We start from the raw sequence: 10,821 nt of genomic DNA, 5'->3' as shown, positions 1-10,821 counted from the left end.
CCGGCGCTCGCATGCCGACACGAGCCTTCTCAAGGGACTGCGCATCCTGCTTGTCGACGACTCTGCGGAAGGGCTTGAAGGTTTTCGTGCGCTCCTTGAACTGGAAGGTGCGCAGGTGCGGCCCGAACGCAATGGTCCAGATGCGCTGGTGGCAGCGAGGGAAAACGAATTCGACCTGATCCTGTCAGACATCGGTATGCCTGGCATGAGTGGCTACGAACTCATCGCTGAACTGCGCAAGCTGCCGGGCATGGGGGCGGTGCCGGCTTTTGCCCTGACGGGGTTTGGAAGGCGGAGCGATGCGGAGGAAGCAGTCCGTGCCGGCTTCGATGCGCATCTCGGCAAGCCTGTATCGTTGCATGCGTTACTCGGCGCGATCGAGCATGCCCGGTTAGCGAAACCCTGATCATGAGAGGCGTGCGCAAGCATGGAAATCGCGCGCCGCCGACATAAGTCATCACGCCAAAATGCCCGCGCTAAAACGAGATGAGGTATTTTTGCGAAGTGGCGATGTAGATCGGGACATTGTCGTACGCCAATGCTGCGCGTGGAACGCGGCCCCTTCCCCGGATCTGTCTCAACTCGAAGCGCGAACGGTCATTTGCGGGAGGTGTGCAACTTGCTGCATTGGGACCGTGTGTTGCCGGTCACAGAATTGCGCGGTTCAGACGGGTAAGCGTTTTGCATTAGACAGCGCGCGGCAATGGCCTTCAGGCTTAACGAGCCCGAAGGCCGACATTCTTTGTAGCGGCTTCGCAGGATCGCGATCGATATCGCCGGACGTCGCGTGGATTCAGCACGATGTACGTTGCTTGGACCGGCTACGAAGCTCAGATCCAGAAGGCTTTCTCCAAATTCCAGATAGCACCAAATCTTCCCGATCCATGGCATTTGGACCTTATCCGACGCGTCCTATCCTGTGACCGACCTCCCCGCTATTGGACCAAAGGCCAATACCTAAACCGGCACGCGATTATTAAGCTAATACAGCAGAAAATCATCGTCGTCAGCGTATGCGGAACGGTTTGGCCTAAGGGCGCGACCTTGGACCGGATGCGAGCCCTCGGCTCGGCCGTGCCCGTCAATCGGATTATTTGCCACCGCAACTGCCTTTCCCGCCGCGCCGTGGACTCCAGTAGTTGTGCAAAGCACCATACGAGGAATGGAGGTAGAGATGTCTGAGCCGAAAGAACCTGCAGTTCCTGGCGCGCGCAGAGCGTTTCTGAAAAACGTGGCAGTTGCGGGAGCCGCGACCGGATTGTCGGGTGTCGTAGGGGACACGTTGGCGCAAACCGCCGCTGTCCGAGCGAGCAGCGCGGCCAGCAAGCCCGCGACACGAGCAACGCTTGATATCAACCGGCAATATGCAGAGTTCCTTTCGTTCGCCGACGCGCAGGATTTCGAGGATGCCAGCCGTGGATTGGTCGCGACGCTGCCCGAACCTGTCATCATCAAAGGGACAGGTGACTATCCCGCCTGGAACCTGCAGCAGTTTGCTTTCATCACCGGAGGCCCTGAAAACAACTCCCCGCCCACGGTCAATCCGAGCCTCTGGCGCAACGCCAAGCTCAACATGCACCACGGACTCTTCCAGGTGGTGGACGGCATCTGGCAGGTGCGCGGTTACGACCTGTCCGTGATGAGCATTATTCGGGGCAACCAGGGCTACATCGTTGTGGACCCGTTCGTCACGGCAGAGGTCGCCTCAACTGTCTGGAAGGAACTGGTCATTCCTCATCTGGGCGACAAGCCCATCACGCACGTCATCTATACGCATAGCCACGTCGATCATTACGGCGGGGTGCGCGGCATTGTCAGTGAGGACGATGTGAAGGCCGGCAAGGTAAAAATCGTGGCGCCTGTCGGTTTCACTGAGGCGGCGGTGGGTGAAAACATCATTGCCGGCAATGCGATGGGACGGCGGGCAAGCTATATGTACGGGTCGCTCCTGCCGCGTAGCCCCACAGGCGGCATCGATGGCGGATTGGGTAAAACAACGTCGGTCGGCACCATCTCCATGATCACACCGACCACATTCGCCGAAAAAACCGGACAGACCATGACGCTCGACGGTGTAGACATCACCGTGCTGATGGCGCCAGAGTCGGAGGCACCATCCGAATTCATGTTTTATCTGCCGAAGTTCAAGGCGTTCTGCGCGGCGGAAGACGCCACGCATACGCTACACAATCTCTATACGCTGCGCGGTGCGAAGGTACGCGATGCGCTGCTTTGGTCCAAATACCTGCAGGCCTCGATCGACATGTTTGGCGGCGACGCGCAGGTGTTGTTCGCGTCGCATTACTGGCCCACCTGGGGCAACGACCGGATCGTCGCCTTCCTCGGTGCCCAGCGCGACATGTACCGCTATCTGCACGATCAGACCACGCGTCTTGCCAACACCGGCTACACGCCTCGCGAAATCGGGGAAACCATTCGTCTACCGGACAGTCTCGCCAAGCACTGGTATTGCAGAAGCTATTACGGCACGGTTTATCACGACGTGGTCGCGCAGTACAACCTGCGTCTTGGCTTCTTCGATGGCGTGCCTGCAAATCTGCATCAGTTGCCACCCGTCGAGAACGGCAAGCGTTACGTGGAGTTCATGGGTGGCCCCGCAGCAGTTCTGAGCAAAGCGCAGGCTTATTACGACAAGGGTGAATACCGTTGGGTCGCTGAGGTCGTGAACCATGTCGTATTCAGCAACCCGCAGAATACGGCAGCGAAACAGTTGCTGGCCGATGCCTATGAGCAGCTCGGCTATCAGTCAGAGTCCGCCCCGTGGCGTAATTTTTATCTGACGGGTGCGATGGAACTGCGCGACGGTATAAAGAAGGTGCCGGCTCCAGCGCCCGCGAGCCCCGATACGATTCGCGCCATGCCGCTTGAAATGTTCCTCGACTATCAGGGCATTCGATTGAATGGTGACCGTGCAGCAGGCAAGACCGTGCTTCTCAACCTCACACTGACTGACACCAGGGAAAATTATGTCGTCGGCGTGGAAAACAGCGCGATTCACTATTCGAAAGGGAAGACAGCGAACAATGCTGACGCGTCAATAACGATGACCCGCGCCGACCTGAACAACGTCATGCTGGGCACGACCTCAATGCAAAAGCTTGTGATGTCGGGTGGAGCGAAGGTCGACGGCAACAGCCAGAAGCTCGGCGAATTCATTTCCTGGCTGGACAACTTCGATTTCTATTTCAACATTGTCACGCCTTGAGGTGTGGAAATGTGCGCAATCTGTAACTTCAAGATCGAGTTCAGCGTCGGTCACCCGCTGGCACTCAGCGTGGCCGTCGCTAGCCGAAAAGCGATTGAAGCCGGACTGATCGGCGAACTGGACGTCGACGATGGCCCGCTTTCGGCCGCGCGAAAGCGCATATCTGCGGTCGACGCCCTGAACCTGCTACAGGCGCAATTCGAAGTCTCACTTACGACGGGGGAACTCTTGGCACTGCCGGACTTCTATGTGCTGCTGATCGAAGACGACACGTGGGGGTTCTTCCACCCCACGATGGACGGTTTCGATCCGGACATCGTGCCCGAGATGCCCGACTTAACCACGGCTGATGAACTCAAGCGCAGCAACGTCGTTGTCACGTCGCAGGCGGCCCTACGTGCCTGGTTGAGTGGCGCGTTCGATATCGAGAATGCGCTTCGCGACTCGGTCTTCGTGATCGATGCGCCATCCAGCCATCACACGTCCCTGGTTCAGATGTTCGTGACGGCGGGGTCAGTTGCGGTTAGCAGCAACTGATGCGCGAGGTGTGGATAAAAGCACTGACTTCATGCGGCGCTTGACGGTATTCGATCATCAGGAGATCGTCGCTTTGGTTTGCGCTACTATGCAAGGCGGTACTCTTTGCCCGCGCGTTGCTTTGCCGGGGAGAGTTTCCGAAGAACCGCTTTGTGCTGAGCCCCGATGGGGAGCCTGGACCTGGTGCTCTGGCATCCGTCGATTTTACGACCATGCAGGTCCTGCGCTCAAGCGGTTGGCAAGGCAATGTACGTAGAATGTTGCGAGCATTGCGCTGAAGTGGATATCCCGTGGATGGCGGCAGGCAAGGACCCTTAACGAAACGGGGTGAGACTCGGGAAGACCATGCGACGCTGATCCTGATACTGGCTAATTGATGCAGTGCGACTGAGCGTCGTCATTGAACATCACGAACTACGGAAGAAATACATCGAAATGATTGGTGATCAATCTCCCGTCTAGCATCGGCGCAATAGACTCGCGTCGATTCGGACCGCGGGTCTATCAAGTTGCCCTCCCTGAGCGATACCGCGTCTCCCGGTTTCTGTTGCTTGCTCGCCAGTTGCTCTGCCTTCCGGGTGAATCCGGCCAGCAGTTTGACCTGCGCCGGCTTGTGAACCATTATCTAAGCGGTATTGTGAACTCGCCGCTGCCATTCGGCTTCATCCGGATCTCAAGATCCAGGCGCAAATCATTGCGCTGGGAATTAGGACAGTGATGGCGATCACTATCAGGTCGCGCCACCAGGCGCCACGCAGGTCGTCGAGGTCAAAGGTGCTTGCCACATAGACTGGATAATCGCCAAGCCGTCTGAAGCTGACCAGCATATCGTCCCCGCGTCCGCCGCCCTCCTGCGTGAAGTTTCCAAACAGCACGTTTTCCTTTACAGCCTGCACAAAGTTACCGTTATGCTCGAGTCCACCCCGTGGAATGTCGGGTGAACTGCTCGCTAGCATCGCGGCTCCCTCGCGCCTGTACAGACCTACCGTGTAACCGGAATCGTTGTCGAGAAACTTGGAATACAAATCGACCAGATACTTCCGACGCAGCGCAACCGAGATGATCCCGAGATGCCCGTCTCCGTTACTGGCACGCTCAACGGAAGAGACAAGCACGGTTTCACCATCGATGCGTCGGTAAAGCGGCAGGGAGATATATGGATGGGAAGACGAATGCGGCGAAGAGCCGAAGCCGCCGCGATCGGTAATGGCAACAGCAGGTGGCGGCGAATACCGGCTACTGGCAATCAGATCTCCCCCAGGTCCGAACACGGAAAGCGAGGCTACCTGCGGAAGGCCGTCCAGAAACGCCGCCAGCTGACGATGTATCTCCGGTTCGCGTTGCCGTATCTCTTCTCGCGTCGCATTGCCAAGCAGATCGAGAGTGCGCGCCGTCAGAACTGCGTTCAGGTCGAACACTCTTGACGCATTCTCCTGCGCGACCCTGGACAGTACAAGCAATCTGGAGTTGGCGTCCGCCAGTCGCCGTCCGTAGTCAAGGCCGCCATATACAAGTACACAGATTAGCGGAACGAGAACCGATGCCGCAAAACTGACAGCCAGCGCGCGGCGCACTGTCTGGAAGGGTGACGCAAGGGGCGTGGATCCGACTGGAACGAACTCGGGCATGCTCAATCGTGTGACCTCCTCCAAATGGGACCATATGGCACAATATGCCTGATTTTCCCGCGTTTCAAAATAGGGAGTGATCTCGCTACATCGGAAAGGTGTGGCACAGTGCTCCTGATCAATGGAACATTTATCGACGGCGACCGGTGATTCTAGTAAGGAAGGCGGTAGGAACGAAAAGGACTTACCCGCGGCGTCGACGGTCGGAGCTTGAGGGTGGTCGCTTGGGCACTCGCCGCCCCATATCCATCGTCCGTAGAGATTTGCGAGTGTATCTGCTCGCGGCTGGCGGCCCGGCACCCAATCGCTGCACTGGCCTAATTCTGCTGTAATTTTCATGACGTACGCTTGGGTACGTCGGACAAATCGTGGTGTTGCGTCCAGCCTGAAAACGCCAGCCGGGTCAGTCAACATATCATTGCTGGAGTTCGTGATAATCGAGCGGTTGGATGCCAGTTCTCTACGCCTTTGACTATTCCGACGGAAATCCGGTCTTGTCTGCAGCGAAAAGACAAGAGATCGGGCGAACCGACATTGCAGGTTGAGCAATGGAGGCGAATGCCCGAGAGGGGACGCGTCAGCCGGCATATTTCGGAGCCAGGGGCATGAGATCGTTGAAGAGCCGGATTGTCGGAACATTGGTCGTGCTGTTCGCTGCCGTCGGCGCCGCCGATGCCGGCGCATCGTACTGGCTTTCGATGAAGCATATTGACGAACTGCTCGACCAGCATCTGCAAGGCGCGGCTGTGTGGCTCTCGGCCGGCAAGGTCGGCACGATCGGCACGAACGGTCCCCCACAGCATTCGATCGACGGGTTCGTCGGGCAGATATGGAAACGGGGGCTTTCGACTCCGACCGACAACACCGACCCGGACGTGACTTTCAGCCGGGACGCACCGGGCGGATACTCGGTCGAGCGGATCAATGGTCATCGCTACCGACTCTACACGCTTAGAAAAGACACGGACGATTTGACGTATCAGGTTGGTCAGCCTATCGCGTTTCGCGAACAGACTGCTGGGCGCGCGGCGCTCGAAAGTCTTGTGCCGACGGTTTTTCTGATACTGCTCGTATGGATCGCAATCCCGCTGATCGTCAATGCCGCGTTCGCCTCGCTGAAGCGCGCGAGTGCGGATGCGGAAACAGTCGGTATTGGGCGCCTGACGCCGCTCGACATATCGCACGTACCCGAAGAGGTGAGGCCCTTCGCCGATTCGATCAACCGGATGATTGCCCGCTTGCAGGTCGGCATTGATGCAGAGAAGCGCTTTATCGCCGATGCGGCGCACGAACTGCGAACACCGATTGCCGCTTTGCAGCTGCGTATCGATAACCTGGAAAACGCGCCCGATGCGACCGCGCGCGGCGAGCGGTTACGTGAACTGCGCGAAGCGGTGGTCCGCACCGCGACGATGATCCGGCAGATTCTTGAGCTTGCACGCGCCGATGCGCAGCACGATCCCGGTTCCGCCGTCGATGCGCTTGACGTGCGCGAGATGGTTCGGACGCTCGTGGCCGATCTGCTACCCATCGCGTACGCGCGCTCGATCGACCTGGGCGTCAGGCGCTTCGATGCCACGCACGTGAATGCCAACGCCGGTGAGTTACGCATGGCGGTACGAAATCTCGTCGAGAACGCGCTGGGATACACGCCCGCTGGTGGTTGTGTGGATATCGATGTATTCGAGGATGCGACAGGCGCAGTCATACGTGTGACCGACACGGGACCCGGCATTCCTGAGGAGGCGCTCGGCCGCGTGTTCGACCGCTTCTTCCGTTTGAATGCCGAAACGGTCGAAGGCAGTGGCCTGGGTTTGTCGATCGTGAAGTCAGTCGTTGCGAAGCATGGTGGCTCGATTTCGCTTCAGAACCGGCGCGACGGCCGAAGCGGGCTGATCGCGACCGTCGTTTTGCCGTCGCGCGTGATGGCCATCGTTGATGGTTAATTATGTGGAAATCGTCACCACAGCGCGCCGAGGGTATCCTGCCTCTGCTTCTATGTCACCCTTGCCGCAATTGGCTGCTGCTCCTCCCTCCAGATGGCACAACGCGGGTCCCTCGGGGCACCGACGTGGCTACCACCCGAACCTTCCCGCACCTGCACTGCGCGACGACCGCCCACCACATGCCGTCACATCAAACGCCAGTCGCCCGTCTGTCGCATTTCGGCGACATTGCTGGACGGCAATCGGCAATCGGCAATCGGCAATCGGCAATCGGCAATCGGCAACCGGAGCAACCCGTATCGGGTCGCAAACGAACATTTATACCCGCTGTCCACCGTGAACGCTTTTGCCGGCGTGTTGCCCGCGATCGCTGTCATAGTCGGAAGTAAAGTGAGCGTTACAGCAACACACAGCAGCGCAATCAGAGCCTACCGGCGCTTGACGATCATTGACCGTGCTGGCCATCATGACCAAACTGAGACGCATGTGTCGCGTAAGGGCCATTGAGATATTTTTGCGGCAAACGTTGAAGAACCCGGAGGGCTCATTTTGAGGCCGACAAAGTGGTACAGATCGGGAACAGTTTTCGGAAAAATTCCAAGGTCAGCGAATCCGGCTGTTCATCAGGTCATTGCCGCTTGCAAAGCCGTGCGACCGTCGCGAGGACGTACTCGCGACTGGCGGGCTTGACAATCCATTCATCCCAGCAGGGCGCCCCCGGAAATGGAGGTCTTGAGACGGCGGTAAAAACAAGCACAGGAATGTCACCAAGGGCTGGGTCGGCACGTAGCGCGCGGCATAGCTCGCCACCGTTCATGATGGGCATCATCCAGTCTGTGATTACAAGGTGTGCGCGTGCGACACGCAGCAGATCGAGCGCGACAGCACCGTTCGGCGCGACGCGCACGGTATAGCCGGCGTTCGTCAGGATATGGCGCCATACGAAAAGCATGTCCGGCTCGTCGTCGACAAGAAGCACGGTAGACATCGTCCGCCCCGGGTTGAGTGGCGGGACTGTCGCACGCTTCATGCCAGACGGTTATCGGATGTCCCGTGCCTTGTTTCCCGGTTTGGGATACGGTCCCCTGGCTGACGAAACTGTGCCGTCTGCCCAGCTCGAACGCGCGAGCTCTGGTCCGCGTCGGCTGTCTCTGGCACGGTCAGGAAGGTTGCGGCTGAAACCTGCCGTCAACGGGGCGCGTTCCCGTCAGCAGGATCGTCCGTGCGTCCGAGTGCCGCATTCAATGCGTCCAGCAACCTGGGTGGCGGGTAAGGTTTATCCAGAACGGTGGTAAAAAGATCGGGGTGGGCCTTGGCGGCCACACCTTGTGCCGCGGTCGCGAGGATGATGGGGATATGTGCCAGTCTGGGGTCTCCCTTCAGGGCCTGTGCGAGCTCCAGCCCCGACATGGCGGGCATCATGAAATCGGTGAGCACGACATCGGGAATGACCGATCCGATAATGTCCAACGCTGACTTGCCGTCCCGCGCGGCATGCACCGTATACCCCTCAGCCTTCAGAAAGAAGGAAAGGAAGTCGGTTATCAGGGATTCGTCATCAACTACAACGATCGTGGTCATGCCGATTCGCCCATGCTCGTGTCTGTGTGCGGTCCGGTTCGTGGCGTCGTCGCAAGACTATGACCGTTCCGGATCGTCAGTCACCAGCTTTCGTGCGTCATTGAACGGGGCTGACATGGCAGTAGGAATGACCAGTCTGGTGATCGCAGGCGTAAAGGCGCTATCCCGGAGCTTGATGACCTTCATGCCTTGCGAGATTGTGCCCTCGACCTCGTCGAGCTGCATGCCAATCACGTTGTCGAAGAGGCTCAGGACTTCAGGCGACGTTGCGGTTATCTCAGGTGCCGACAGTTCTCTCGTCTCCCAGGTACAGAGAGTCGAGACTTCGAGGGAACGGAGCTGGTTGGTCAGCGCCGCCACGAATTCGATCAGCCGGTGACGGTCGACTGCGGCCCGATCGAAGCCGGCCAGCCCGTCGATGACAAGCCGGTCAATACGCCGTGCCTGAACGGCGTCGAGCAGTTGATAGCCCAAGCTGTCGATGACGTTTTCCGTCAGTGGATTCCACAGCACGATGAGCGCGCCGCTGGCGATCAGGGCATCGATGTTGATGCTGAGCGCGTGCGCCTTGCTGGCGAGGCGCGCCGGTGTTTCATAGAAGCCAAAGTGCAGGGCGGGCTTTTGCGGTGTGGCCAGTTGCAGGAAGTTCAGGCCGAAGCTGGTTTTCCCGCTGCCGCCGGGGCCGACGACGATGGTCGCAGAACTGGCGGGCAACCCGCCGCCGATGCGCGCGTCCAGATCGGCGACACCGCTCGATACACGCTCCCGCGGGGCAAGATCAAGTTTGGTGGGGCGGGCATACAGCGCTTCGAGCCGTGGATACACCACGACGCCGGCATCGTTAATCTCGTAGTGGTGAAGGCCTCCGAGCGATGCGCTGCCACGGGACTTGGCGACGCGCATTCGCCGCACCGTCCTCGAGCCGAACAGTTCCTCCTGAAGCTGCAATACGCCGTCGACCATCGTGTGTTCGGGGCTGGAGTCGTCGATCCGTGCGCTTGTCAGAAACAGCACCGTGCAACCGCTGAACGCAGCATGGCCCTGAAGTTCCGCCACGAAGGTCTTGACGTCGAGCGTGCTGTGAGTGGTTTCCCGCGCGTTCAGCAGGCCGTCGAGTATCAGCATCGACGTGCCCTGACGTGCAAGCTCGCTGCGCAGCACCTCGACAAGTGCGTTCAGACCATCCACCCTCAGCGTCCGGAACAGGCTCAGATAGGTAATGCCGTTACCGACCAGTTCGGGGTCGAAGAAGCTGAGCGTCGAAAGGGACTGGAACAACCGGTCGTGTGACTCTGCGAGCAGGGTGATATAGAGGATCTTTCCACCCTGTCTGACCTGATCGAAGGCGATCTGGTTGGCGAGAATCGTTTTCCCGGCGCCTGGGCGTCCCTGGATGATGTAGGACGATCCGGCGACCAGGCCGCCACCCATGATCGTGTCAAGGCCTGGTACATGGCTGGTTAATCGCATCAAGGTCTGGTTCATCGCTTGGCCCGGTTCGATAAGGGTTCGCACGGAGGTCAGGCCGCGGAGGCGAGTGGTCTACTGCTCCACGCATTCCGGCCCAATTTGACAGTTGCACGATTTTCGCACGATTGGACGCGGCCGGATCCTGTGCGGATCCCGGATATGACTACAGGCTGCGGGCGGGCGAGATACAACTGCGTGACGCAACCCCTGCTCTATATCTTCTACGGCTGGGTTTCCGACATGATCTGATGAGGCACAGAACGGGCCATAAGCCTCTGCGCGTTCTAGTGTGAAGCGATCCCTTCCACGAGCGGCTTTGCATTGAGGAACGGACGTCCGCGTACGAGGGAAAAGAGGGTTGTGTCGCGATAATGGCGGCAAGGCAAGAAAATTCCGCGATGACAAGGAGTCCTTACGCCACCAACGAATAGAA

At 58.8% G+C, this 10,821-nt stretch carries 8 protein-coding genes; 4 read left to right on the top strand and 4 right to left on the bottom strand.

Going from position 1 to position 10,821, the window contains the following annotated elements:
* The 3 genes from SB822_RS53680 to SB822_RS53670 all read left to right on the top strand — a co-directional run.
* A partial coding sequence (locus SB822_RS53680; RefSeq protein WP_410858659.1) for a response regulator occupies positions 1 to 406 on the top strand: 406 nt, incomplete at its 5' end.
* A gap of 768 nt (positions 407 to 1,174) precedes the next feature.
* The gene (locus SB822_RS53675; protein WP_410858658.1) at positions 1,175 to 3,226 is read left to right on the top strand and encodes an alkyl/aryl-sulfatase; all 2,052 of its coding nucleotides are present in this window, start codon (positions 1,175 to 1,177) and stop codon (positions 3,224 to 3,226) included.
* A 9-nt stretch (positions 3,227 to 3,235) separates the two neighbouring features.
* A complete protein-coding gene (locus SB822_RS53670; protein ID WP_410858657.1) occupies positions 3,236 to 3,763 on the top strand; it encodes a hypothetical protein in 528 nt (175 codons plus the stop codon).
* 662 nt (positions 3,764 to 4,425) lie between these two features.
* Here the strand turns inward: SB822_RS53670 and SB822_RS53665 are convergent.
* A complete protein-coding gene (locus SB822_RS53665) occupies positions 4,426 to 5,181 on the bottom strand; it encodes a hypothetical protein (RefSeq protein ID WP_410858656.1) in 756 nt (251 codons plus the stop codon).
* Between the two features lie 815 nt (positions 5,182 to 5,996).
* Between SB822_RS53665 and SB822_RS53660 the strand changes: the two genes are divergently transcribed.
* Positions 5,997 to 7,337 carry a sensor histidine kinase gene (locus tag SB822_RS53660; RefSeq protein ID WP_410858655.1) on the top strand — a complete coding sequence of 447 codons (1,341 nt, stop codon included), beginning with the start codon at positions 5,997 to 5,999 and terminating at the stop codon, positions 7,335 to 7,337.
* Positions 7,338 to 7,965: 628 nt separating this feature from the next.
* Here the strand turns inward: SB822_RS53660 and SB822_RS53655 are convergent.
* The 3 genes from SB822_RS53655 to SB822_RS53645 all read right to left on the bottom strand — a co-directional run bounded on the left by SB822_RS53655 (position 7,966) and on the right by SB822_RS53645 (position 10,403).
* Positions 7,966 to 8,325 (bottom strand): response regulator, encoded by a 360-nt coding sequence (locus SB822_RS53655; RefSeq protein WP_410858654.1) that lies wholly within the window; start codon positions 8,323 to 8,325, stop codon positions 7,966 to 7,968.
* A gap of 200 nt (positions 8,326 to 8,525) precedes the next feature.
* The gene (locus SB822_RS53650) at positions 8,526 to 8,918 is read right to left on the bottom strand and encodes a response regulator (RefSeq protein WP_410858653.1); all 393 of its coding nucleotides are present in this window, start codon (positions 8,916 to 8,918) and stop codon (positions 8,526 to 8,528) included.
* A 57-nt stretch (positions 8,919 to 8,975) separates the two neighbouring features.
* Positions 8,976 to 10,403 (bottom strand): RAD55 family ATPase, encoded by a 1,428-nt coding sequence (locus tag SB822_RS53645; RefSeq protein WP_410858652.1) that lies wholly within the window; start codon positions 10,401 to 10,403, stop codon positions 8,976 to 8,978.
* Positions 10,404 to 10,821: the final 418 nt, after the last annotated feature.

The sequence above is a fragment of the Paraburkholderia sp. SIMBA_054 genome, assembly GCF_046534875.1.
GTDB lineage: Bacteria > Pseudomonadota > Gammaproteobacteria > Burkholderiales > Burkholderiaceae > Paraburkholderia > Paraburkholderia hospita.
The sequence above is the reverse complement of the archived record's forward strand: the minus strand, read 5'-3'. Positions and strand labels throughout refer to the sequence as shown.

Bases quoted from the DNA above. Each gene is read 5' to 3' on its own strand.
- SB822_RS53655 (WP_410858654.1), bottom strand. From the start codon at position 8,325: ATGTCTACCGTGCTTCTTGTCGACGACGAGCCGGACATGCTTTTCGTA.
- SB822_RS53675 (WP_410858658.1), top strand. From the start codon at position 1,175: ATGTCTGAGCCGAAAGAACCTGCAGTTCCTGGCGCGCGCAGAGCGTTT.
- SB822_RS53670 (WP_410858657.1), top strand. From the start codon at position 3,236: ATGTGCGCAATCTGTAACTTCAAGATCGAGTTCAGCGTCGGTCACCCG.
- SB822_RS53660 (WP_410858655.1), top strand. From the start codon at position 5,997: ATGAGATCGTTGAAGAGCCGGATTGTCGGAACATTGGTCGTGCTGTTC.
- SB822_RS53645 (WP_410858652.1), bottom strand. From the start codon at position 10,403: ATGAACCAGACCTTGATGCGATTAACCAGCCATGTACCAGGCCTTGAC.
- SB822_RS53650 (WP_410858653.1), bottom strand. From the start codon at position 8,918: ATGACCACGATCGTTGTAGTTGATGACGAATCCCTGATAACCGACTTC.